This is a genomic window from Sphingobium estronivorans (assembly GCF_008692605.1).
Classification (GTDB): Bacteria; Pseudomonadota; Alphaproteobacteria; order Sphingomonadales; family Sphingomonadaceae; genus Sphingobium; species Sphingobium estronivorans.
Map to the genome: position 1 here is coordinate 1 of NZ_LFCT01000040.1, position 23,562 is coordinate 23,562.

The 23,562-nt window shown below is 64.2% G+C and carries 26 protein-coding genes; 5 read left to right on the forward strand and 21 right to left on the reverse strand.

The window, feature by feature from the left end:
- The first annotated feature begins 168 nt into the window (after window positions 1-168).
- On the forward strand, window positions 169-609 hold the full coding sequence (locus F7P65_RS20860; RefSeq protein ID WP_150295326.1) for a PrgI family protein: 441 nt from the start codon (window positions 169-171) through the stop codon (window positions 607-609).
- Here F7P65_RS20860 and F7P65_RS20865 read toward each other — a convergent pair.
- The 3 genes from F7P65_RS20865 to F7P65_RS20875 form a co-directional block, all read right to left on the reverse strand.
- Window positions 606-4,316: a conjugal transfer protein TraG N-terminal domain-containing protein gene (locus F7P65_RS20865; RefSeq protein ID WP_150295329.1), complete on the reverse strand. Its 3,711-nt coding sequence runs from the start codon at window positions 4,314-4,316 to the stop codon at window positions 606-608. The genes F7P65_RS20860 and F7P65_RS20865 overlap by 4 nt on opposite strands.
- 20 nt (window positions 4,317-4,336) lie before the next feature.
- Entirely contained in the window at window positions 4,337-5,758 is a 1,422-nt protein-coding gene (locus F7P65_RS20870; RefSeq protein ID WP_150295332.1) for a conjugal transfer protein TraH, read from the reverse strand.
- Window positions 5,759-5,948: 190 nt separating this feature from the next.
- Entirely contained in the window at window positions 5,949-6,512 is a 564-nt protein-coding gene (locus F7P65_RS20875) for a hypothetical protein (RefSeq protein WP_150295334.1), read from the reverse strand.
- Between the two features lie 67 nt (window positions 6,513-6,579).
- Here F7P65_RS20875 and F7P65_RS20880 point away from each other — a divergent pair, with 67 nt between their 5' ends.
- Both F7P65_RS20880 and F7P65_RS20885 read left to right on the forward strand, forming a co-directional pair.
- The gene (locus tag F7P65_RS20880) at window positions 6,580-6,831 is read left to right on the forward strand and encodes an AbrB/MazE/SpoVT family DNA-binding domain-containing protein (RefSeq protein ID WP_150295337.1); all 252 of its coding nucleotides are present in this window, start codon (window positions 6,580-6,582) and stop codon (window positions 6,829-6,831) included.
- On the forward strand, window positions 6,828-7,226 hold the full coding sequence (locus F7P65_RS20885; RefSeq protein WP_150295339.1) for a type II toxin-antitoxin system VapC family toxin: 399 nt from the start codon (window positions 6,828-6,830) through the stop codon (window positions 7,224-7,226). Before F7P65_RS20880 ends, F7P65_RS20885 begins: the two co-directional genes overlap by 4 nt.
- 41 nt (window positions 7,227-7,267) lie before the next feature.
- On the opposite strand, the gene F7P65_RS20890 is transcribed toward F7P65_RS20885, so the two are convergent.
- From F7P65_RS20890 to F7P65_RS20920, 7 genes are all read right to left on the reverse strand, one after another.
- Window positions 7,268-8,119 carry a conjugal transfer protein TraF gene (locus tag F7P65_RS20890; protein WP_150295378.1) on the reverse strand — a complete coding sequence of 284 codons (852 nt, stop codon included), beginning with the start codon at window positions 8,117-8,119 and terminating at the stop codon, window positions 7,268-7,270.
- A gap of 35 nt (window positions 8,120-8,154) precedes the next feature.
- On the reverse strand, window positions 8,155-8,751 hold the full coding sequence (locus F7P65_RS20895; protein ID WP_150295342.1) for a S26 family signal peptidase: 597 nt from the start codon (window positions 8,749-8,751) through the stop codon (window positions 8,155-8,157).
- Window positions 8,723-9,595 (reverse strand): type-F conjugative transfer system pilin assembly protein TrbC, encoded by an 873-nt coding sequence (locus tag F7P65_RS20900; RefSeq protein ID WP_150295344.1) that lies wholly within the window; start codon window positions 9,593-9,595, stop codon window positions 8,723-8,725. Before F7P65_RS20900 ends, F7P65_RS20895 begins: the two co-directional genes overlap by 29 nt.
- Window positions 9,567-10,661, reverse strand: a complete 1,095-nt coding sequence (gene traN, locus F7P65_RS20905) for a conjugal transfer protein TraN (RefSeq protein ID WP_150295347.1) — start codon at window positions 10,659-10,661, stop codon at window positions 9,567-9,569. Before traN ends, F7P65_RS20900 begins: the two co-directional genes overlap by 29 nt.
- A complete protein-coding gene (locus F7P65_RS20910) occupies window positions 10,661-12,598 on the reverse strand; it encodes a hypothetical protein (protein ID WP_150295351.1) in 1,938 nt (645 codons plus the stop codon). The genes traN and F7P65_RS20910 overlap by 1 nt, the downstream gene beginning before the upstream one ends.
- Window positions 12,595-12,822 (reverse strand): hypothetical protein, encoded by a 228-nt coding sequence (locus tag F7P65_RS20915; RefSeq protein ID WP_162854738.1) that lies wholly within the window; start codon window positions 12,820-12,822, stop codon window positions 12,595-12,597. The genes F7P65_RS20910 and F7P65_RS20915 overlap by 4 nt, the downstream gene beginning before the upstream one ends.
- Before the next feature lie 98 nt (window positions 12,823-12,920).
- Window positions 12,921-13,919, reverse strand: coding sequence for a TraU family protein (locus F7P65_RS20920; RefSeq protein WP_150295356.1), 999 nt, complete (start codon window positions 13,917-13,919; stop codon window positions 12,921-12,923).
- A gap of 90 nt (window positions 13,920-14,009) precedes the next feature.
- Here F7P65_RS20920 and F7P65_RS20925 point away from each other — a divergent pair, with 90 nt between their 5' ends.
- Together F7P65_RS20925 and F7P65_RS20930 are read left to right on the forward strand one after the other, a co-directional pair.
- A complete protein-coding gene (locus F7P65_RS20925; RefSeq protein WP_150295359.1) occupies window positions 14,010-14,318 on the forward strand; it encodes a type II toxin-antitoxin system TacA family antitoxin in 309 nt (102 codons plus the stop codon).
- A gap of 27 nt (window positions 14,319-14,345) precedes the next feature.
- On the forward strand, window positions 14,346-14,870 hold the full coding sequence (locus F7P65_RS20930) for a GNAT family N-acetyltransferase (RefSeq protein WP_150295361.1): 525 nt from the start codon (window positions 14,346-14,348) through the stop codon (window positions 14,868-14,870).
- A 95-nt stretch (window positions 14,871-14,965) separates the two neighbouring features.
- On the opposite strand, the gene F7P65_RS20935 is transcribed toward F7P65_RS20930, so the two are convergent.
- From F7P65_RS20935 to F7P65_RS20985, 11 genes are all read right to left on the reverse strand, one after another.
- Window positions 14,966-15,577: a conjugal transfer protein TraW gene (locus F7P65_RS20935; RefSeq protein ID WP_420853331.1), complete on the reverse strand. Its 612-nt coding sequence runs from the start codon at window positions 15,575-15,577 to the stop codon at window positions 14,966-14,968.
- Window positions 15,574-15,840 carry a hypothetical protein gene (locus tag F7P65_RS20940; protein WP_205452213.1) on the reverse strand — a complete coding sequence of 89 codons (267 nt, stop codon included), beginning with the start codon at window positions 15,838-15,840 and terminating at the stop codon, window positions 15,574-15,576. The genes F7P65_RS20935 and F7P65_RS20940 overlap by 4 nt, the downstream gene beginning before the upstream one ends.
- Window positions 15,837-16,199: a hypothetical protein gene (locus F7P65_RS20945; RefSeq protein ID WP_150295363.1), complete on the reverse strand. Its 363-nt coding sequence runs from the start codon at window positions 16,197-16,199 to the stop codon at window positions 15,837-15,839. The genes F7P65_RS20940 and F7P65_RS20945 overlap by 4 nt, the downstream gene beginning before the upstream one ends.
- Window positions 16,196-18,715: a TraC family protein gene (locus tag F7P65_RS20950; RefSeq protein ID WP_150295365.1), complete on the reverse strand. Its 2,520-nt coding sequence runs from the start codon at window positions 18,713-18,715 to the stop codon at window positions 16,196-16,198. The genes F7P65_RS20945 and F7P65_RS20950 overlap by 4 nt, the downstream gene beginning before the upstream one ends.
- The gene (locus F7P65_RS20955) at window positions 18,712-19,323 is read right to left on the reverse strand and encodes a TraV family lipoprotein (RefSeq protein ID WP_240334427.1); all 612 of its coding nucleotides are present in this window, start codon (window positions 19,321-19,323) and stop codon (window positions 18,712-18,714) included. The genes F7P65_RS20950 and F7P65_RS20955 overlap by 4 nt, the downstream gene beginning before the upstream one ends.
- A gap of 41 nt (window positions 19,324-19,364) precedes the next feature.
- A complete protein-coding gene (locus F7P65_RS20960; protein WP_150295369.1) occupies window positions 19,365-20,720 on the reverse strand; it encodes a TraB/VirB10 family protein in 1,356 nt (451 codons plus the stop codon).
- Window positions 20,717-21,484, reverse strand: coding sequence for a type-F conjugative transfer system secretin TraK (locus F7P65_RS20965; protein ID WP_150295371.1), 768 nt, complete (start codon window positions 21,482-21,484; stop codon window positions 20,717-20,719). Before F7P65_RS20965 ends, F7P65_RS20960 begins: the two co-directional genes overlap by 4 nt.
- Window positions 21,468-22,106, reverse strand: a complete 639-nt coding sequence (locus F7P65_RS20970) for a TraE/TraK family type IV conjugative transfer system protein (protein WP_150295373.1) — start codon at window positions 22,104-22,106, stop codon at window positions 21,468-21,470. Before F7P65_RS20970 ends, F7P65_RS20965 begins: the two co-directional genes overlap by 17 nt.
- Before the next feature lie 10 nt (window positions 22,107-22,116).
- Window positions 22,117-22,383, reverse strand: a complete 267-nt coding sequence (traL, locus tag F7P65_RS20975; RefSeq protein WP_150295375.1) for a type IV conjugative transfer system protein TraL — start codon at window positions 22,381-22,383, stop codon at window positions 22,117-22,119.
- Window positions 22,384-22,504: 121 nt separating this feature from the next.
- On the reverse strand, window positions 22,505-22,822 hold the full coding sequence (locus F7P65_RS20980; protein ID WP_150295376.1) for a hypothetical protein: 318 nt from the start codon (window positions 22,820-22,822) through the stop codon (window positions 22,505-22,507).
- Between the two features lie 178 nt (window positions 22,823-23,000).
- On the reverse strand, window positions 23,001-23,562 hold a 562-nt coding region (locus F7P65_RS20985), incomplete at its 5' end, for a thioredoxin fold domain-containing protein (RefSeq protein ID WP_150295377.1).

A 23,562-nucleotide genomic window follows, 5' to 3' on the forward strand; every position in this document is an offset into this window, starting at 1 on the left:
TGCCATGGGCGCTGACGGCGGACAGCGGCGTTCGGAATCGGGGCGCTACCCGACCGCGTGTAGGAATGTTACAGGAGGGGAGTGGGAGTGGATCGAGGCCATTTTGGGAACGATTGTGTGTGATCTGAATGGCTTGACATGCTATCGTGGTGGCGAAGCGAGGAACCCATGGCAGAGCAGAACGTGCCCCATTCGAACGCGGAAAATGGTCATCCAGGAAACCAGCCACCCCGGGCGCGGGATTGGTTTTGGCATCCCTGGTACGCCAAACTCTGGTGGGGATCAGCGGCGATCTTCTGGGCCGTAATCCTTGCGGTGCCCGGCTACCTGCTTCCAGGCGCCGTTGTCGTGCCGGTCGGCGCGCTGCTTCATCCGTTTGTGATCGTGCCGGTGCTGGGTTTCGGCTTTTTCAGGACATGGTTCGGCTATCAATTCAGGACGGGGAATGGAGAGGGCCTCGCCTGGAGTCAGCATGATGATTTGAGCCGCGACATGGCTTCGTTTCGACGAATGGATCCAACGGACCCCGCAAATTCGCGATATTATGGCCATCCTGGCAATCCGACCAGTCAAGCTTGGCTGGACAGGCATGTGAGAGGGAAACATTAGTTTTCGTCTGCCGATGGAGATCCGTCCCCGATCCCCGACCGACGATCGCCGCTAAAGCGACCACTGCCCAAAATTTTGGACTGCTCCATTGAAGTCAACGGGGCAGATAAATCCAGTGTTCCTCGCCCAGCGGCAGCTTGATTGAGATATCGATTACGGAGGCCATCTGGTCCGAGCATGCGATGACCCAGTTCATCCGCGAAGTCTTTTGATGGGTTAGCGGACCTTGAGGCGGCACGCTCCGCCGCGGAAATGGCGTTGCGAACATCATAATTTACGATATCGATGCTTGCAGCGGCGTCGGTAGAACCCGTGCCCGTATCGGACGTCTCGAACCCAGCCTGGCCACCGAAATTTCCGCTCGTGCGGCGGTCGCTACCGCGATTTGATCCACTACTCTCTACAGATCCACCAATAGTGGCCCCGACTGACGACCGGTTGCTCACCTGATGGCTCGCGCTCCGCGACAGCGACCGCGTCCATCCTGTCTGCACCATGATCGCCTGGACGTCCCGCTGGAGCGTGTCGGCTACCTGCGGTTTGAGGCGCCAGTTGCCCTTTCGGTCTATCTCGAATCCGCCCTTCAGCCAATTGGCCATCATGGCATGCCCCTCGGCGCCGCCGCCCAGGAAATGTTCGACCGTATCCGGCCCCGCCTGCTTGCCGGCCTCGAACCGCGTGCTGGTGTCGGACCGCGCCGACCGGCTGAACCCAGTGCTGCTGGATACCAGCAGATCATTGTGGGCAAAGCTGAACCGTGCACGACCACCTCCGGCAATGGCCCCCAGCTGGCTTTCATTGATCAGACCGGCTTTCCACATCTGCGCCGCCGCGTCGGGGGTCAGATTGAGGTTGAGATCGCCATTCTGGTCCATCGCGATCTGCCGCTTCGAGAGGCCGATGCCATTGTCGCGCAACAACGCCTGCATGCGGGTCAGACGCTCCTTATCGACAATGCCGGTGAGCCGTTCATTGCGCGCCCGATCAGCAACACCGTCTGCGCCGCCCTCAGCCATATCTTGCCTGTTGCCCGCCGTGCGGCTCAACGCCTGGATGAAGCTATCGAGCCGCGCTGCCTCGCGGACCGATGCACCGGCAGCAGCTGCCCCTTGCGCAAATCCGAAATTCTCAGCTTCCCGGCGCTGCTCACCGATCCTGGCCGCCGACCGCGTCCCATCCAGACCGACCTCGCGCTGCGCGTCGAGCTTGCCCGACCGCTCGGCAAAATCATATCCGGCGGCCTCACGAGAGCGGCCATAGATGCTGGTGCCCTCGCGCGCCGCTTCCGCCGTCGCGCCATCGGCCGTGCCGACCTGGGTCGCGGCATTATAGCTTTCGAGCGCACGCATCACCTGAGCTTCATTGCGCCCCGTCGTGCGGGAGAGCTGGGTAATGGCGGTAGAGCGCGCTTCGCCCGAGAGGGCATTGATGAACCCGATGCGGCGGCTGGTTTCATCGAGAGAAAGGCCGAGCATCGAGGCGGCGCTGCGGTGACCGGCATTGTTGCCCGTGCGCCAGGCCTGCTCGGTGGCGACATTGCCGCGCTCGGTCGCGGCGACATGATCGCCGGCATAATCACGGCGCCCCTCCATCGCGCCGACCTGCACCTGCGCGCCGGTCAGATCGTTGCGCAACATCTGCTCCTGATCGAAGGCGTTGGCCGTGATCTTGGCAAAGGTCGGATCGGCGGATGCTTGTCCAATCAGCGTCGAGGCCTTGAGGGCCGCGTCCTTCGCTCCATAACCGCTGCGCTCAAAATGCCGCTGCGTGCCCGACAGCATCATGTCATAGGCGCGCTGGTCGCCGAAGGCTTTCCATTGCACCATATTCTGGGCGAACGCCGCAAAGGCCCGCTCGCCCGACTGCCCTTCGCCAAAATAGGTCGTGCCGAGCGCCCGCAGGGCACCCTTCTCGGCGAAATTATGAATGGCGCTCGTCGTTGCATTCGCCCGGACCGCCTGGGCGGTTGCCGGATCGCTGAGATCGCGCCCGACAAGGGCAGGGGAGATGCCACCCAATTCCCGCGCGGCATCAATGCCGCCCAGCGCGAAGGCACTGCCACCCGCGAGTCCACCGCCATGTTCGCCCATGACGGTTCCGGCCGCGCCAAAGGCCCGATTGCTGCTGAACGTCGTGCGCTCCCCGAAATCCCCGAAGTTCGACGCCATGCCCTTGCGCGCCATCGTGCCTGCGGCGGACGCCTGGGATTCGAGCGCCGAGGCAAAGCCTTCCCGCGTCATCAAGGGTGTCGCCGCTGCCGTCCCCTGACCCTGCGCCTGAAGTGCACCGCCCGTAAAGGACGAGAACACATTGCCGGAAAAGCGGAACACGGTGAACACGAACGCGCCCGCGAGCCCGGCGGCCGCCGTCCGGAACGATCCGAAGATGGCGAGGGCCTTGAGCGCCGCGGAAGGCGCCAGCATCCAGGCATTCGCGGCCACATGATTGGACCGCATTTCGGCCAGCGCAGCCATCGCCCGGCCGAGCGTCAACTGATAAATGCCCGCATCGATAACGCCCCACAGCGCCACGAACACGAACAGGCCAAAGGCGAAGCTCGCGACCCGCAGATTGATCGGGGTCAGGATGAACAGCAACGCGATCGGCATCATGAACAGCATGATCCCGAACACGGTGGGGCGGATCGTCGGCATCCATTGATTAGCGACCGACATGGTGGAGAGGCCACTCGATACCACCGCCCGGTTCGCCATCACCCGCGCTGCCGTCGCCGGACTATCCTCGAACAGAACATCGCCGACGCTGCTGCCCAGCAGCACATCGGAGAAGAAGGCCTGAAGGGTGAGGGGCGTGCCCATCATCCCGTTCCCCAACTGCCCAAGACGCGTTCGGCACCGCGCCAACTGGTTGGCGTCCTCAACATCATAACCGCTGCTCTGGCAAACCTGGCGGGCATAGCCGTCGAACAGCGCCGGATCGCTGAGACGGGACTGGATATGATCCCAGGCCTCCTGGCAACTCATCGTCGTGCCGCCCTTGTCGGCGGAAGTGAAGACGGTGCTGAAGGTGGCAGGCCCGGCCATGGCGGCAAAGGAGGCGGGAAGGTCCGTGGTGCCCCGGAATAGCTGGTCGTCATCGACGCCATAGGCCGGCGAGACACGGGCGACCGGATAGCATTGCCGGACATAGTCCTTGATCGTCGCATCGAGGAAGGTGTCGGTCATCGGCCCGCGCGGCGAGACGGCATTCAGAAAGAGATCGAAGGCATGACCGCCTGCACCAAATTCCAGCTTGGCGTTGGGATCGATGGTGTTGTCGTCGATCGTCTCCGCGAGCGCACGCTCCATGAGGTTGGTGACGCCCGCCACCAGCACGATGAGATTGGGAACATCGCCGACCGGCTGATAGGCATTGCGGACCCGGTCATAGACATGGACGGTGCCCGTCGTCGCGACCAGACCGACGAACAGGCCGATGCCGATCAGCATCTGGAACCCGAACGCCACCAGCCCCATGCCCTGGCCGCGGAACGAGGCGATCACGACGCCCAGCGCGATCCCCACGACCGCGCAGATCAGCACCAGCGTCTCGTAGCGCGGGTCGCCGAAGATCATCGAGACCAGGCGGAACGCATCCACCGTCTCAGCAAAGCCGTCATAGGTGTGAAAACTGGATTCCAAGGCCAACGCGGGCGATGCCGCCAAAGCAAGTGGCAGGGCAAGGAGCAAACGGAGCAGGCGGCGCATGGGCAGTGCCTCCAGGGGGTTCATCGATTATTGTTCGAAGCGGTGCCGGCGGTGTCGCGCGCATCGCGATCGCGTGTGCGCAGCAGCCCGGCATAGTTGGCCGAAAGGTTCGCCTGATTGAGCGCGGCCATGTAGCTCTGCCGCATCTGCGCGCGCTCGCGCAGCACCTCCTCGCGCAAATCCCTCAGCTGCTCGATGCCCTTGGAAAGGATGCGGGTCTGGCAGATATTGGCGTTGCCGGCATCGGTCGCGCCGGCGGCGCTGGCGCCCCGTTCGGCGTTGGAAACGGCGAAGTCGATGGACCGGGTAAGGTCATTGAGCATCTGGTAGGCGAGCGTCAGCGCCACCAGTTCATCGGTATCGGCGATCACGGAATCGGGCACGCCCTCGCGCACCCCCCATTCCAGCATGCGATAGACCGGGAGCGTTCGGATATTGGCGACGAACTGGCGCTCCTCGGTGGTGAGGGCCGCGCGCGTGCGAATCTTGGTGGCGATCGACTGCATCCGTGTCCGAGCCAGCTCCAGCGCACCCTTGCCGGTATCCGGAGCACAATCGGCGGCGGACGGCGGGATGTTGAGCGAGCGACGCTGGACCTTGCCGGTGAGGAAATCCTGCGGACTGTCGCTGTCCTGATGCGGGCAGGCGGGGATGGCCGAGAAGACCGGCACCTTGTCGGTTGCGTCCCAGCGCATATAGACGTCGCCCACCCGGGCGCGCATCACCGGGGCCCAGTCGCCCGCGCCCACGCGCGTCGCGGCATGGGAGAGCAGCGAACCGGTGCGGAAGATGTCGGTCACTTCGGCCGGGCAGTTGGAGAGCGCATCCTTCAGATCCTCGGTCGGGTTATTCTGGTTGGCCTGGATCTTCTCCCGGCTCTGCTGATAGCTTTTGGCGTAGCCTTGCCTGACCGACTTGTAGCCGGTCATCTCCTCGATGATGCCCGACATATTGTCGTCGCCCCTGGCGATCTGCACCATGCGGTTGGCGAGACGGCAGTCATTGACCTGGATGGAATTGAGGTAATTGGTTGCCGCCTCCATCTTCGAGATGATGTTGCCCATTTTTTCGTCGAGGGTTTCGAGCAGATATTGGAACGCGACCGCTGGCGCTGCCTGGAGAATGCTCTCGAGCTTCTGGACCAGATAGTCCGGGTCGAGGAACGACATGCCGCCCAGAAACATGTCGATGCCGCCGCATCCGGCCTTCACCTTGGGGAGGGTAAGCGACATCAGATAATCGTCATGGACGTCCACACGGCCCGACATGCCGCCGGCGGTCACATAGCCCCGGGTCTGATCCTCGAACGAGCCGGGCGACGTATAGGTCACATTGTCGAACCAGCTTTCCGCCCAGCCCTGGGCGTAAACCGGCGCGGTCGTGCCGCAGGTGGCGAGCAGGCCGATCGATATCAGGGCAAAATGGCGGTGGACCAAAAGCATGGCGGGCTTCCTCCTGGAATGAGCAGACGAAGAGGCCGGCCCGCCATGCGCGGCATCTTCAAGGATGGTTGGATGTTGGAAATAACCGCGCAAATTCGGATAAATGATCCGAATTTACAAGGTTGATGAACAGGCGATCGGGTTGCTTCCGCCTGGGAATGCCTGAGGTTTGATGCGTGCGGGCTGCCGATCATCTGGAAGGCCTTACGGTCGCGCCAATGCGATCAATTGCTCCAACGATGCCGGTGAACCTGGCCATCGCACGCAGCCCGGTCGCTGGGCGTACCCCGGTCAGCATCTTGGCCGCCAGATAGGCGTTGCGCGCCAGGTTGACGCCATGGTCGGTGCCGATCGCGATCGGAATGGTGCGATCGGGATCGGTAATGGGCCGCACCCATGCCACTGGATGTCCGACCCAGGGGAGGCCCAGGCGGCCGGAACGCAGCATCGCCTCCTGGCCGCTGATCGTGCGGACCTGCCAGCGATACTGCCGGGAAAATTGTCCCAGCTTTCCCCAGATGTCCGCGCAGGGCAGGCATCCGGGCGCCGTCGTCATCTCGATGATGAAAAGCGGCGCCTGTCCGGTCAGCATTTCATGGAAATCCGGAGGGAAATCCCGCGTCACGGGAACGCGGCTGAGCCAGAGACGCATGTCCTGTGGCGTTCCGACCGGGTGGATGGCGGCACGCCGTGCGACGTCCCGGGATAGGGCCTGAGCCGACGCGAGACCGCCCCCGAGACAGGTCAGCAGCATGGCGGCAGTGAGCTTGAAAGTAAGGTGATATTGCCTTACATTAACACGGTTCGGAAGGAAGACGCCTATGACGACCCTGACAGTGACAACCAAGGGCCAGATTACCCTGCGGAAGGATCTTCTGCAGCATCTTGGTGTGCATGCGGGGTCGAAGATCACCGTCCACAAGCTGCCAAACGGGCGGATCGAAGTGATGGCGGAGCAGCCCAAGGGCCGGATTTCGGATGCCTTCGGCATGTTGAAGCGGAAGGGACAGAAAGCTGTCTCGATCGAGGAGATGAACGAGATCATCGCCAAGGGATGGGCCGGCGAACTGTGAAGATCACGGTTGACACCAATATTCTTGTTCGCGTCGTAACCGAAGATGATCCGATCCAAAGTGCCAAGGCCCAGCGGATCCTGGCGGACGCGGAACTGGTTGCCATTCCCTTGCCCGCGCTTTGCGAATTCTACTGGGTCCTCGACCGACTCTACGGCTATGGCCGATCCGACATTGCCCGGGTCATCCGCACCTTGATGGCGGCGGACAATGTCGCCGCGGATATCCCCGCGATCGAGGCGGGGCTTGCCATCCTTGAGGCAGGCGGTGATTTTGGCGATGGCGTGATCGCCCATGAAGGCAAATGGCTTGGCGCGGAAACCTTTCTCAGCTTCGACAAGAAGGCGGTGCGCTTGCTGAAGGCAAAAGGCGAGGACGCGCGGGAGCCGCGTTGACATGCCGCTGCCGCCGATCAAGGTTTGCCGATGTTCGCCCCTCATGGCTGGGCCTGCATGGTAATGCTGACCTGATCCGGAATCCCGGCGTCAGGTTGAGCGGCGGACACCGGACCATTGGCGAGCGCGTCGAAGAAGCCGTCTTCCTCACCAGCCCCGGTCAGGAACTGCTCGGGCCGGATATCGCCGGACAGCAGGCGAACGGCCTGGTAGGCGGTCTGGGCGAGATTGGGATAGGCCTCGACCCCCGTCGCGATCACCATGCGTTGCGGACTGTTGCGCCGGATCACCATGGTCGTCGGCGTCACATCGACACCGAAGCGCTGCCCAACTTCGGGCCGGCGGTCGAGATCGAACTGGGACACCTGCCAGCCCATCTCGTCCTGGAAGCGCTGGACGATCGGCCACTGCACGCGGCAATAGCCGCAGCTCGTGCGCGAGAACATGATGAGCGCGAACTCGCTGGCGTGCGCGCGCAGATAGGCGCGGCGGACAGCATCCTTGTGGCCCAGCAGCTGGTCGCGCGCATCGCCGACCATGGGGTTGGCTGACTTCGAATTCAGTTCGGGATGCTGGAGCAACGCCAGCTGCGTCACGCCGGCAAAGGCCCGCGCCTTGCGCCGGGCAAAGTCCTGCAACCGCCAGAAATCGGCAACCGCGTCGATGGTCAGCACGGTGGCGGCATAATCGCGCTGCTGCTCGATCAGCTTGCGGATCCTGGGCGGTGTCCATGCCGCGAGCTCGGTCATGGGCGGAATCACCGGTTTGACGAGCTTGTCCGGGTCCGGTTCCTCCGCTTGGGGTTGCGGGGTCGGCGGGGCATACCACCAATAGCCCTGTTTCGGACCGGATGTTGGCGGAAGCGCCTGCGCAGCTGATGACGATGCGATCAGGCATCCTGCCCAAATCGCGGCGTGGAAGCGCCGGGTCACAGCAGCTTCTCCATCCGCGTCAGCCGCCGAACGGAGACCGGGCCAAAATAGCGGCTGTCGAACCCGCTCGAATAAGAAGAGCCGACATAGACCATGCCATCGGGGATATGCGGCTCGGTGGGCCGCCAATGAATGAGATGCTGCCCCTTCCGCCCCACGGCCTTGCTGATTCCGATGAGCTTGCCATTGCAATGATACCAGCCATCCCTCGCGCCCGGCGTCATTGAAGGCTTTTCGATCATCTCGATTCTGTCGCCCGGCATGCAGAGCGCATATTTGGTGACATCGATCGGGGTAGGGCCGGCAAGGGGATGCACCAGCTTGAACGACACAAGGTCGCCGCGCTGGATGGTGCCCGGCGCCTCGCGGACCAGCCAGGCGTCGATCGATGGCGACATGACCAGCGTGAAGTGCGGCAACGCCCAACAGGCGGCGGCGCTGATCGGCAGGATGATCGCACAGGCCAGCCAGAAGCGGCGCGGCTGAGGAGGTGAGCCGGGGACGCCCGCTCCCAAGGCGATGGCGGCGTTGCGCGGGGTGGCCCTGATTTCGGGCCATGCCGCCCTAGCGGCGGTCCAGGCGAGCCTGAGCATCGGCCACCTCCTTTGTGCCGCCCAGGCGGGCATATTCTTCGAGCAAACCGGATAGGGCAGCATCGCCATAGACGATGTGGCGGCTTACCGGGCTATCATCCTCCCGCTCACAATAGGGCTGGGTCGGATCGCCCGGTATCAGCCCGAGCGCCGGCACGCGCGCGACCCCGTGCTGGCGAAAGACCAGCGGATCGACGATCAGCTGGACATTGCGCATGGCGCAGGCCGGGCCGTCGCAGCCCGGATCGATCCGCAGTATTTGCGCCGAGAGCCTGGCCATCGGACCGATCTTCGTCATGCCGCCCGGCACGCCGCGAAAGGCCATGACCCCGCCGGCTTTTTCGAGCTGTGCCGCATAGGTTCGCAAAATCGGGATGGGCATGGAGGAGGAAGCAAAGAGCAGCGGCACCCAGGCATGAGGTGCTGATGGCGGCGCGACGCCTGCAATGGCGGTGACGTCCGGCGCGTCGAGCCCCAGCGCTTCGCCGATCCGCTTTGCCATGGCCTCCCGCTGGACCGCGAGGCTGTCTTGCCCCGCGGTCAGCGCCGATCGCGCGCGGGCGTCCATGCCGGGGGCCGGCTTGCGGTGGCGCAAGCCCTCGAACGCGCGGCGCCGTGTTGCTTCGGGAAGATCGGGAAGTTGGTCCGGCCCGCGCGCCTCGGCGCGATCCTTCTGGCCGGCAACCGCACCTTTGAGGCGCTGCAAGGCGCTGTCGCCCTGCGTCTGCGCCCGCTGCCGGGCATTGCCCCCGTCCGCCTCGCCCTGCGCTTGGCAGGGTGAGGCGACGAGCAGTGCCGCCGCGAGGAGCGCGCGGCTAGGGATTGACCGTCTCCATATAGGCATCGATCCTGTCCTTCATATCGATTTGGATGTCCGACTGGGCTCGCGCCTCGATGTCGGAATAATATTCGGAAAGATCCATTTTGCTGAAATCCAGCGCCTGGAATTCTTCCGGCGTGAAACCGCGGCAATAGGGCTTCTTCGGCGTGCCCCAGCCCATGGCGTTGAAACTCGCAAGCTGGGGCCGGCCCTGTTCCTGGATGATCCGACCGAGCCTGGTGTTGAAGCAGCAATGGCCCCTGGCCTTCTGCACGCAGATGCCCAGGATCTTCGACGCGCAATAGGTGCCGACCTCATGACACATGCCCGAGCCGCGGAGCATGCCCACTTCCATGTCTTGTTGGTCACAGCCCGATAGCAGGAAATCCATCATGAAGTTGATGGCAAGACTGATCGCGATCGACGTGGGGTCTATGCCGACAATGATGGCATTGGCGCCGGCGCCCGCGGCCTGGCCCGCGGTCGCTCCCGCCTTGAACGCGGTATAGGCGGCCTTCATGCCCGACCAGACGCCCCTGGCGATGGCGATCTTGGTACCGATCGAGGAGATGGACGAGCCCATCCCGTCCTTGACGATCTCGCCGCGATCCTTGCAGCAGTTGGAAAAGCTTGTTTTCAGGCCCGCCGGACGACAGCGAAGGGCGCGCCCGGCAAAGATCTCGATGGCCCCGAGGCAGTTGCCGTCGGCATCGACCGGGCCGTCATTGGGGGCGCCCGGGTCGTCGACGACGGGTTCTTCCTCCTCGATGGCGCCGCCGGTCACCGGCGTGCAGGCGTTGGGTGAGCAGCTTGGTGGTCCGCCGCTGGTGGGCGTCCCGCATGCATATTGGCTGCCGAGCGGGCAGCTATAAGCGCCGGCGGGCTCCGCGACACAGGCGACCTGCTGGATCGGGCACAGATAACTGCCCTCTTTTGTGTCGGAGCACTGGGCTGTTTCACCGGCCCCATCGGCATCGCCGCTGCCATCAAGATCGGCGGCGCAAAGCTGCTGTGCCTGGACGGACGCTGTCGTGAGCGCGAGGCCGGACGCCAGCAGGAGAGCGGGCCAGAGGGAGAGGCGCCACCCCATCAGCGTGCCTCCGCCGTGCAGGCGAGATCGGCGCCGGCCAGGCGAACAGTCTGCATCATGACGACGGCTTCGGGAAAGTCGTCGAGGCAGCCACAGGCCGAGACCAGTTCCTCGCCCTGCCCAAGCGGGCAGACATGGTCCGAGGTGCAGCTGTGGTAAAATATGTCCCAGCCCGCGGGATCATTTTGCCTGGAGCCGACGACGCCGTCCACCGCCACATCGCTATTGGTCCTGGGCGCACGGGTCTTGCAGATGGGCTCGCAGGCGGCAACCGATCCCCGCTCGGGCAGGGAGAAGGGACGGGTCGAGGTCGCGACAGTGCCGTTGGCGTCCGTCGTCCGATCGGCCAGCAGCGTCTCGGTCGAGCGGTCGATGATATAGGCGCCGCGGCTGAGGTCCGGTTCGGCCGCGCTGCCCAGGTCCACCTGGCAGCTATACTGTCGCGCCCGCGTGAAGAAATCGCGCGTGATCTGCCAGGTGCAGCCGCCCGTACCGAACAGCCGGGTCTGGGCGAGAGGCTTGAGGCCGCTATTCACGCCGTTGCGGAAGGTCTCCACCCCATCCACCGTCTCGTTCACAAGATGACAGGCGGGATCGGTGGCGGTGCCGGAACAGAGATCGACAAGCTGTTCGCTGATCTTGCAGCTTGTATCCAGCACGGCATCGATACGGGCATAGGATTCGCCCTTGTTCCCGACAGCGATACGCAGGGAAATCTCATGCTGCCCCTTGGTGAGGAGGGGTTTCAGATCCAGCGCGGGAGTGCCGTACCAGGTCTTGCTGCGTTCGCATCGGGCCGGTGGATAGCTGTTGCCGGTCCAGCTCGCGGGATCGGAGAGAATGAGCCGGCCGTCCACGCGGATCTGGATCCAGTCATCCATATAATATTGTGACAGGACGACCGAGCGCAGCCGGTCGGGATCCTTGACGTCGAGGATCATGCGCTGGTCGAACAGGGTGCAGGACCCGCCCGACAGGCTGTCGCCGGTCGGCGATCCCATGACAAAGCTCACCCTGTCGGGCGCGGGATTATAGGTGGCATAGCCGCCGGAAACCCGGGCGATGATATTGTCCGCCGTGACTTCCTGGAGACTCACCTGCCGTTCGATCGTGCAGCGGCGTGTCTGCTCGGCCTTGCCGGTCGCGGCCGGCGATCCCGCCAGCGCCTGGAAGACGCTGCTCGATCGCGACGTGGCATAGGCATCACCCTGGATCGGGGTCGGATTGCCGCGATAGGCGGTCGCCGTCACGGACGGGTTTGCGCTGCAGGCCGTGGTCTGGGCGCCGGTATAGCGGATGACCGGACCGTCGATCGCGGCCTGCGCGACGCCGATCCGCGGATCGGCCGTGGTGAGCGCGCCGACAACGCCGCCGCCCAGATCCTTGAGTATCGAGGCCATATTGCCCCAGGCGAGATTGGTGCCGCAGCTGTTGTTGATGCAGTAGCATCCGGCAAGCTCGGTGAGGTCGACCTCGCCGAGCTTGAGGGCGCCATCGCTGCCGACCTCCCACTGGAACGGGCGGCACGCATTCCAGCTACCCGGCGCACAGGAAATGATGCCATTGGCGCAGATGCCCGATACCGGTACGGGTACGTTCAGCGTCTCGTCGAACGCGCCGTCGAGATCCTTGTCGCGCGAGATGCGCAGCGTGCCGATATCGCCGGTTGAGGTGGGTTGGGCGAGGAGTTCGAGCAGCGTCGCGGTCTTCTGGCAGGCGATATTGGGTGTGAAGCTCTTGCTGTTGTCGATGGTGCTGATCGGCTGGCCGGCGAGACCGGGGGTGAGATAATGGCTCTGCAAGGCGTCGCTATCGCCCGTCTTCGTTCGCGCCGCCGCGGCGGCCGAGCGCGCCCGTTCCTCCATCGTCTGCGCCCGAGCTGGGATGGAGAGGCAGATGGCGAAGCCAGCTGAGAGAAGGAGCGCGCCGCGCTTCATGATGCGGGATCCGGGACGGCGGGCGATGCGCGGTGCAGGCGGAAACAGCGCGGCACGCCCGCAGCTTCGGTATCGCCCAGCACGCGAAAGACGGCCCGGCCGCCCATGGTGGTCAGCACGGCCACCACGACGGCGGGCCGGGAAGGGGTTTTGCCCGCCGCCGACAGGGGTTTAGCAGCCGTGCTGACCATAGGTGGAGCGATGCCGCAGGGGGGACGCGGCATCGCTCCGTCCTCGCGCCGTGCGGGGCAGCCACCACGGCTGTGGCGGGCAGACCGGGTAAAAGCCCGCACCGGTGCGAGGGAGGGGGGAAGAGGCTTGCTCATGGGGTCGAAACCCCGGCGCAGCAGATCACCTTTTCAAAAGCCATGAACTGGGCATTGTCCTTGCCGGGCGCATGTTTGCCCGAGGACCAGAGCGCGCCGGGGCGGCCGATATTGACGCATTTGCCGCCCTTGACCGGCTCCATGATCTGGAGCTTGTAGCGGCTCTTGGTCCAGATCGGCTGGGGCTTGAACGAGCAGCCATCAGCCGACGAGATGGTGAGCGCGCCGAGGCGTCCCATCATGAAGGTACCGCGCGCCGCGATGCCGGCCCAGGCCTCGACGGAGTCATCGAAATGAATGTCGCCCGCGATCGGATAGGTCGCGCCCCAGCTTCCCATGCACCAGAAAAGCGGATCGATGACCTTGCCGGCGGCCGCCGCCGCGCTGTCGGCCATGCAGGCAAGGCCAGCGGCGGGATTGCCGAACAAGATGCCCTCGGGCTGGATGATGGCGCCCAAAGTTCCCGACTGCCAGGTCGGCAGCACCTCGGTGATCATCGCGACGTCGAAGCCGTCATCCTCCAGGCAGGGGAGGTCTGTGAACATGTCGAGCATCTTCCAGACCGGCGAGATATAATAGTGCATCTGCGCGAACATCTTGCGCGTATTGGTGCCGTCGGCGATCGAGGACTGGCTGCCCTGCAGCTTGCCGCCAGTGGGCATGAGATCGGCACCCAGCGCCATCATGCAGCCCGGTTCGGTGACGACATCGACCATGCGATTGGGCGACCAGAAGCTCACCTTCACGCCGAACCAGAAGGTGACGCCCTTGCGGCAGGCGCAGAGCGGCTTGGAGGTGGACTGGGCGTCCAGCGCCTTGTCGAGTTTGTCGAAGCTGCCGACCCGGACCCCGCCGATTGTGATCGGAAAAATGCAGTTCCAGCGCACCTTCGTGATCGGATTGAAGATCGTCCCGGCCTCGCATTTGGAGGCATGGGCCGGCGTTGATACCAGCATTGCCAGACCCCCAACGCCAAGGCACAGCATCTGCTTCATCGGACGAGTCCGTATGACGTCGATCGATCTTGAAATGTGTGCCCCTAAGGCGTACATTATAGGTCGAACAGCGATGATGAGGCTTTGGTGATGCAAGCGTTTGATGACGCGGCGGGTGCAATCAACGAACGCAGCACGGTGCGTATGAATTTTCGCACCAAGCCGCATATCAAGCAGGCGATTCAGCAGGCTGCGACGTGGTGTGGGGTCGATGATTCCGTTTTCGTGATGAACGCCGCCTATAAGGCGGCACTGGAAACGATCCAGACGCACGAGCGCACGATCTTGAGTCGGAAGGACTATGAAGCGATTCTCAATGCCCTCGAGAATCCGGGCCCGCCGTCGGATGCTCTGCGCGAAGCCTTCGCTCGGCATGACCAGACGATCGAAAGCCGATAAGAGCGACGCTGCGTGAGTGATAAGGGGATGATCATCGAGCCGCTTGATCCGGCGCGGCACGATCTGGCAGCTTTTTCGTCCGGGATTGATCAAGTCGACAATTATCTGCGCAAGACGGCAAGCAAGCTGGCCCGGGCGGACAATGTGCGGGCGTTTGTCCTCCTGTCTCCTGAAGGAGAGCTTTTGGGCTTTTACACGTTGAACGCGCACAGTGTCGATTATTCCCACCTGCCGGCCTCTTTTACGCGCAACCGGCCGGGGCATGGTCAGATACCCGCCGCCTTCATATCGATGATCGGGGTCGATGCCCGTTTCCAGGGCAAGGGATTTGGAGGCCTCTTGCTTGCCGACGCTCTCAAGAGGATCGGCCGCGCCGCAATGGATGTCGGAATCGCCCTTGTGCTCCTCGACATTCTCGACTGTGGCGATCCGGCGAAGGTCGAGAAGCGCAAGCAGCTCTATATGCGTTACGGGTTTCAGCCCTTGGCTGACGCGCCTCTGCGCCTCCACCTTCCTGTCGCAAAGATCCACGCCTTGCTGAACATCCCATAGGTTGCGGCGGGTGAGGCTCGGTTCGCGCCGTTCGCTACACTGCGTGTAGCCAGGACGGCATTCGGCCAAATCTGCGGTGAACATATTGGGCCGCATCATTGCCGCTCCCCTTTGCGTGTTTCGACGGCCTCAAATTCGTGGAGTTCGAGCTTCCTTCCGACCTGGGAGACGATGACGGGCGCCACGGTCAGACCCAGCCGATCCTTCACTCGCTCCTCCAGGATGAAGAGCGCCCGCCCGGTTCGCTCGGAGAGGTCGAGCGCATCGCCCGCCGTCAGCAGGATGAAATCGGTAAGTCGGGCATGATCGAGCGCCCAATCAAGGTTGCGCGGATGGACGATGACGAGCCGCTGGGGCAGCGAGACATAATCGAGCGGATTGAAGGTGAAGCCCTTGGGGTAGAGCAGCTTGCCGTCGGGCAGGCGGATTTCGTCGGGCAGGGTATAGAAGGGCACCACGAAGCGGGTCCGGTCCTGTTTCGCGTTCCCGAGCGACGCAGCGCGCAACGCCGACCAGCTTGAACGCGGGCCAAATTGGGTGGCCATATTGGCGGGCTGGCGCGCCGCCCGCATTTCGATCTCCGCCAGCGCGTCGGGTTCGGCTATGGGCCATGTCCGGCCGATCGTCGCGGTGCCCGCGATGGCCGTGGGCATAGGCAGTGCACAGCAGCCTATCGTCATGGCAATCATGAGGGCAGGGCGGATCATGGCCGGACGCCTCCGCGCCGATCATGATGGCGTAGCCGATAGGGCCGCCAGATCCGGCCTTCCTCCGCATCGCCCCCGCGGATGGCGGTGATGATGGCCGCGAGGCCAAGCACAGCGGCCGCGCCGACTATGCAGCGCATGCCTATGTCCATGTCGGCCGCCGACCACAGCACCAGCCCGGCCTGGATGGTCAGCAGCAGATGCGTGCCGACGATCAGGCGGATGGCTGTCTGTCCGGGCCGCGAGGAAAAGATACCGGTCATGACCGTTTCCATGGGGCAAGGATGTTGGACCGCCGGGCTTTCCAGGTCCGGACGCGTGAGAGGCATTTACCCGTCAGGCCGGTGAGCAGGATGAGCAGCAGTCCGGTGCTGAGGCAGGTGAGGCCGATCAGCACCGCGCCGCGCGCGATCAGCATGGGCGGCTGATGCAGCACCAGGCCGGTCACGATCACCAGGCTGGTCAGCAGTACGGTTTCGATCACCATCAGGCGGAAGCGCCAGCGGATGGCCTCAGCCTCCGCACGGATCGCAACCCGGGCCTCGATGATCCGCTCGATCTCGGCATCCATGCCAAAGCCCAGCGCCAGCTGATCGGGATGGATGGGGGATTTGCGCATCATGCGGCTTCTCCATGCTGGCTTGGCGGCAGGATCTCGGCGGGGTCGACCCCGGCCAGCTCGCACACCGCTTCCAGGGGGCTGCGCCCGCCGCGGATCAGGGCCTCGAAAGCCGCCACCTCCTGCGGTGCGCTGGTGTTGATCCAGTAGGAGAAGGGGTCGACCACCAGCCGGGCAACGCCCAGCCCCAGGGGCGAGTCGATGAAGACCTCGCTATAATGGGGCTTGGCGTTACGGACTGATTTGAGCAGGTCGAGGACGAAGCCCGAATAGTCGAGGATCTTGTTCTCGACCGCCTGGGCATAGGTCGACCCCTGAAGCAGGAAGCGGGTGGCGGCATTTTCGAGGATCACCTGACCGGTCCCGCCAAAGAGCAGCAGGTCGTTCATGCTCTGGAGGACGACGCCAAAACTGCCCTGATATTTGCGCGCACGGCGATAGCCCTGTCCGAACGCCTCGGCGAGCCGCGACAAGTCCTGGCCTTCGCTCCGGGTCATGAACTGGGCGGCTTCATCGCACAGCACGAAACGCGGCCGGTCGCGCGCGGAAAGATAGAGCTCCTGCGTGACCGCGTTCACCACCACCATGACGATGACGTTGAACAGGTCCGGCATGGCCTTGAGCCGCTCAAGTTCCAGCACCACGAACTCATCGCGGCTGATGTCGAAGGTCGAGGGGCCGTTGAAGAAATGGCCATAGGCGCCGTCACTGCCAAAATCACGCAGGTTGAAGGCGAGTTCCCGCGCCGTCGGCACCAGATGATCGACCCGGTCGAGATCGGACGTCGCAAATTGCGGATAGGCGCCCAGCCAGGCCCGGACGCTGTCTATCCCTTCCTCGGCATGGCCTTCATCGATCGTCCATTGCACGGCGGACTTGAGCAGGTTCCATTCCGAGGTGGAGACACCCTTGCGCGTCGCGGCATTGGCCATTTCCGCGACGATCGCGACCGCCATGGAGATGGCGGACTGGCGGTCATCGCCGTCGAGCGCAAAACCCATGTCGAAGGGATTGAGGACGAGCCGCTCCGCGCCAATGTCGATATAGCGGCCCGAGCAGAGGGTGCAGAGTTTGCGATAGCTCCCGCCAATATCGATGATGCGGATGAGCGCCCCTTGCGCATAATATTGCTGGCAGAGATTGTTGAGGAGGAAGCTTTTCCCCGCGCCGCTCTCGGCCGAGACGATGAAATTATAATTGTTGATGCGCGGGTCGAAGAGGTCGAGCGTGATGAGTTGCCCCTTGCGCCCCGCATAGAGAAGGGCAGGGCGCCCGCCGCCGCGAAAGTCGGTCTGCACCGGCGCGAGCAGCACGGCGGCCTTGACCGGCATGCGGAAATCGCGTTCCAGCATCCGCATCGTGCGCTTTTCGGGATAGAGGCCGAAGGGAAGGCTCATCGGCAGCAGGACCGGATTGAGATAGCTCTCCTCCTGCATCATCCAGGGGAGGGGTTCGCTCTCCCAGAGCCGCTTGGCGCGCGCCGCCATTTCCCGCGCGTCGGCGCTGGTGCGGCCGAACACCCAGACCATCGGGATCACCGAGAGGAAGCGGCTGTTCCCCGCCTCGTCCAGCACCCAGCCGATCTCCTCGATCTGCTTGCCGACCTCGACCGCGAAACTGCCCGCCGCCTTCTGCGCGGAGAGGATTTGCGCGCGCTTGTGGATCTCGAACTGGCTGTGATCGAACAGGATATTGAGGGTGAAGAGAAAGGGGCCACCGATCTGATCGCTATCCTCGGCCGCGCCGCGCATGCCGCCCAGCAGGCGATTGGCGCGCTCGGCGGTGATCCGCCGCGCCGGCGCTCGCGGCGTCAGGCAGCGGGCGACCTGGTTGCCGAGATGCACTTCGGGACCGTCGAACAGGAGATCGGGTCCCGCATCGATGATCTGCTTGCGCACCGGCGGCGCGGGCTGGCCGTCACGGCCATCGGCGAACACGCCGGGCGCGAAATCGAACACGCCGTTGAAGATCCGGCGATAGAAGCTGATCAGCTCTTCGGGCGGCAGACGGCGGATGCCGAGCTTGGCGAGCTGCTCCTCGACCTGGCGACGCAGGTCATGACCGAGTTCCACGCGCGTCTTGATCGACAGGAACAGCCGGAAATCCCGCACCGGAATGCCATGCAGCGCATCGAGTCCTTCGGTTCCGGCGCGCAGATAGTCTGCGGTGCGTCGCGCCGATGCCTGGATCAGCGGATCGGGCCGGGTTTTCAGATCCAGAAAGGCGTCGAGCGCATGGTCGATTAGCGGATCGGCGAAGCCATGGAGCTGCAACACCGTGCCATCGGGGAAATGGATATTGAGCAGGCCCAGCAGCGCCTGGTGGACATGGGCGAACATATAGGCCGACGGGATCAGCTCCCAGGCATGGCCCCAGCCATCGTCGATGCAGAGAAAGGCTTCATCCTCTTCGTTCCAGGCGACCAGCGGCAGGAAATCGGAATAGGCGTCGCGCGCCACCGCGCGGTGCAGGTCCGACCGGGTGAGGCCGCCGCCATGGCGGGTGCCGAGTGCGATCATGGCCGTGCCTCCTCAGGGGCCGCGGGCTCGCCCTCGACGGCCCGGTCGACTGATCCCTTGTCCCTGACTTGCTCCAGCACCGGAACCCGCATCGCGGGTTGGACCGGGCTCACCAGATAATCGCCCACCACCCATACGGGGCGTTCGAGGATCGAATAGACATAGCGCGGCATATAGAGCCGGTCGGGCCGCTCGCGGTCGGCATAGGGCAGGATCAGCGTGCGTACGGTCCGGCCCGGCCGGAGCATGGGCGTGACCGGCGCGTCGACCAGGCCCTGAAGTTCGCGATAGACGCTGTCGCGATAGCCCAGATAGGGGGAGGGTCCTGCCTTGCCTCGGTTGGCGGTGGTCCCTGACGCGACGCTGTCGCTTGGCTTGAGAAGCGCTTTGTCGCGCGTCACTGCCGGATCGGAGCGGGACGGCACGCCCGCGACCGCGTCGGCATAGGCCTTGTCGGGATGGATGCACTGCCCATGGTCGCTATTCTTGCAGCTGAACTTCTCACTGTAGGGCGACATGACCGAGCCGATGGTGGAGCAGCCGGTGAGCAGCAGGGCCGCTGTGAGCAGGGCCGGTGATCGAGCGAAGCGCCCAGTGCCGACAGGCATGACGGGCATGGGGCGAATGCCCCTTGGAAGTCGGTGAGCCATCAGAATTTGCTCCCTGCGCTGGGTTTGATGTCGAGGGCCACGCCTTCCTGGATGACCACCACCACCTCCTTGGCGGCGCCGACCTCGACGATGGGTCCGGCCTGGCGGGCGAGGTCGAGATAGAAGTCGGTGAGCTTGTCGGAGGATTTGGAAAACCCGCCGGCAAGCCCGCTTTTGGCGGCGTCGGTCGCATCGAGGGTGCGCACCGAACCCAGGGCGGAGGTGGACATATCCCCGAAACTGTTCTCGACCGAGCTCGCAAAACCGCTGACGGTCCCGGCGATGAAGGAACGGGCCAGCGCCGCGCCGGCGCGCGTCACCACCTTGCCCGAAAGACCCTTCTTCCCGTCGGTGTCGACGAAGAAGCCCTTGATCGGCTGATCGACCACCGAGCGCTCGTCGAAATCGACGCAGGAGAGCGAGATGAGCTGCACCTCGACCCGCTCCTTGGCGAGGCTGCCGGTGGCGTTGCCGATGACGAAGCAGCCGGCGAGATTGGCCTTCACATCATTGGGCAGCACGGCGGGCGCCTGCACCCGGGCGATCAGCGGCTCCGGGTTCGAGGTCGCGTCCCGGCTGGCCAGCGCGTCGATCCCGGTCAGGAGCCGCGCCTTCATGAAACCAGGCGGCAAATAGATCGTCCGCGACTTTTTTCCGATGCCGGAACCGGCGCCCTCCTTGGTCCCGGTGGGGAGGATCGCGCTGGTGGCCGCGCCGATCGCGCCGACGGTCTTCTCCACGGGCGGCGCGGGCGGGGCTGCCGGAGCGACCGGCGGCACGGGCGGGGGGATCGACCCCATCGCGCTATTCAGTTCCGCGTCGCTGGGTGGCGGCGGGAAGGCGGGTGACGATCCAGGCACCGCCAACGGCAGATCGCCGCCATCGGCCGAGGTCCCGCCGATCCTGCTGCCGGGCATGACCTTGCCCTCCTCGATCGCGGTGATGCGGTCGCCGAGCAGGGACTGGCCGTCGAGCACCTTCTGGAGATCGCCGCGCAGCTTGGTTTCCAGGCTGTCACCACGAAGGCCCGCGCCCATGTCCAGCTTCGATGCAGCGGGCAGGTTGGGCTGATCGTCGGAAGAATGGCTGGACGCTGTATAGAGACCGTAACCGAGGATGGCGACCGCCGCCCCAACACCGACCTGCTTGGCGCGCAGCTTCTGCCTTGCCGACATGGCGCGCCAATGGGCTTTCCAATCGAGCAGGGCCGGACCGCGAACGACACCCTGATCCTTTGCCTGATCTTGCTGTCCGTCCCTGGCCTCATTGTGATCTTTCGGGGGCCGGGAGTAGCCTTTGATTGGGGCGCCGAGATCCTGCGGGGTTTCTTTCCCGCCTTGCTTCTTCTCGCTCATTGGCTTTCTCCCCGTCGCACGATGACGAGGCGCGCGGTCTCTCCGGCTTTGAGCGAAAGTCGATCGGCACTGACCGCAAAGACGCGGGCACCAAAGGCGCGGTCGAGGAACAGGCGTTCGTCTAGGCCCAGATCCGCATCCGTTTCGATCCGATATTCCGACGCCGAGAGGCCGGAGCCTTCGATCTCGACCCGGCGGCGTTCGATGATCCGCGCGGCCGGGAGGGAGGGCAGGGATACCCGATCGGCCCTGGGCGCGACCGCGGTGAAGCTGGCCGGAATGCGATCCTGGAGCATGGCAAGCGTGATCGAGACGGCGCGCTCCTCCTCGACCAAGGGACCGAGCAGATCGTCATTGGCCTTGGCGCGCTGCGCGCCGCCCGGCACCAGGGTGATGGTCTGGGCGGGGATATCCGCCGGCTCGGCATAGAGGGGGTAGATGGCGCCATTGCAGGCAATGAAGAATTCCGAAGGCGTGGTTACATAGCTGCGCGTGATGGCGCCGGCATCGTCGACCTCCTTCACCAGGAATTTGATCCAGGCGTCCGCGCCGCCCTTCTCGACGGCGATCGCCTTTTCCGCCGAGAATTTGACGTCCTCGATCTCGCCGCCTGTGCAGATCACATGATTGACGTCGCGGTTGGAGAGGCGGATCGTGCTGGTCTGGTCGGGCAGCGCGATGATCGGCTGGGCGAGGACCGGTGCTGAACCGATCAGGACCAGCAGGGCGACGGGCGCGCGCAGGATTTTACCGAAGCTCGGCATCAAACTTCTCCTCCGAAAGGCGGGTGATCCAGAAGCGGCCGTTCTCGACGCCGTAGCCGATGCGCAGCGTGCCCCGGAATTTGCGGATGACGCCGCCAATGACGCGGACCTTCTCGACCGGAACGATGATGTCCTTGTCGCTCCAGCTGACCGGCTGGTCGGGGCGGATATAGGTGGCGATCGACAGGGTCGGGTTCCTGGAAAGCTCGTCCAGCACCGCGTTCAGGCTGTCGCGCATGCTGTTATAGGCGCTCGGGTGGACGATCGAGAGCAGCTCCTGGAACTGCGGGTCGGCTGAATAGGCTGAATAGGTGCCCGAGAGCGCGACGATGTTGCGCGTCATGGTGCGCAGATAGTCGCTCGAGGGTTTGGAGCCCGTCACATAGAGATCGCCGCCCGTGCCGAAGGGCACGACCACGGTGCGCCTGTTCTGGTCGCTCGAATAGACCACCGCGCCCAGCACGGCCGTGATCCCGAACAGGCCCATGATCGCGAACTTGAGCAGGCGGTTCTCTTCGAACAGATTGGAGGAACCCTGGAGATAGCGGTGGATGCCAAAGCTTGGCGGTTTGCCGATGAGGGGATCGGCCTCCGGGCCGGCTTTCGGGGTGAAGAGCGGCATTGTCTCGACCTCACTCGTAAAAGCGGGTCTGGGTCGGACCCGGATAATGGCGGAAGGAAAGCAGGCCCCAGCGCCAGGCGAGATGGGTGAGGAAACCGCGGGGCTTGCTGCGCTTCCAGGGAATGAAAAGGAGAAGGGCAAGGACCAGCGCCCATCCGATCAACCCGCCGACGACGATGGCGACGAAGATGGTCGAAACCACCAGGATGAACTCGTCCGATCCGAACCATAGGATCTGGACCGGCCGATGCAGATACTGGGGCAGGCGTTCGTCCATTGTCCCTTCTCCTCCTGCTTCATCTCCCCGGCATGAGCTCGGGGTTTCCCGGGAGCCACCATTGGCTTCCAGGCTCGGGGGCGTGGGTTGCGTGAAAGTGTGGCGACCCGCGCCGATCAGTTCAGATGGTCAGCCCAAAGGTCTGGAGGATCGAATCCGCCTTGATGAGGCAGACCGCCGCCACGATCGTCGGGATGCCGATCATGATATTGGAAAAGAGGCGCGAGACGCCGAACAGGAAGGCCGCGACGCCGCCGACAAAGCCCAGCGGTCCCTTGACGCCCTGGTTCACGACGATGTCGTAAATGTCGTAGCCAAGGTCGCCGGCGGCGGGCGCCGTGAAAGCATGGGCGATCCCCGTGGCCGCGAGGACGGCCAGGAGAGCGGTGATCGAATAGTCGGCAGCATAAAGGCTGCGTCGTCCAAGGGCTTTGATCATGTCATACTCCATGTGCAAGAAGGAGCCGTCCGCTTGGGGTTTGTGCCGGCGAGGGAGCTCGTAGGCTGCCGATGATCGTGTCGGACGGCTCCTGAGGGCCGCGATCGCCGGCATTCCGTTCCGTCGGGCCACGCGGGACACCGCGTGGGTCGGACGGCCGCCAGAAGAGGGATGGGGATCAACGCTGCGCATGACTGGATGCCTTCGCCGCATAGGCAGTTTCGAGAAACGCCTCGATTGCCGCCTGGTCGAAGCCCGAGATGATCTTGCCATTGGCGATGAGGGTCGGCGTGCCGCTGATGCCGATCTTCTTCACCAGCGCCGCATCGGCTTCCACCTTGGCGCGGCCTTCCGGGCATGTCAGCAGGGCAGGTGGCTTCGCGCCGGCATAGAGCGCCTTGAAGCTCGCCTCCTTATCCGATGCGCAGAGGATATGTTCCGCCTTGGTCGCGGCCTCGGGATGGATGCCCGAGACGAAATAGATCAGCCGTCGCACAGGCTTGCCTTCCGCCGCCTTGGCCGCCCAGAAGCGGTCGAGCGCACGGCAATAGGGACAATCGGGATCGGTGAACTCGATGATGGCAGGCGCGTCCCTGGGGCCGATTGCCAGCGCCTGTTTGGGATCGATCGCGGCAAGCTGCCGCTGCGCTCGCGCATCCTGGGCAAGCGCCGTCACATTGACGCCGTTGCGGTCATAGACTGTCGCGAACAATATATGAGGTGGCCTCGCCTTCTTGGAC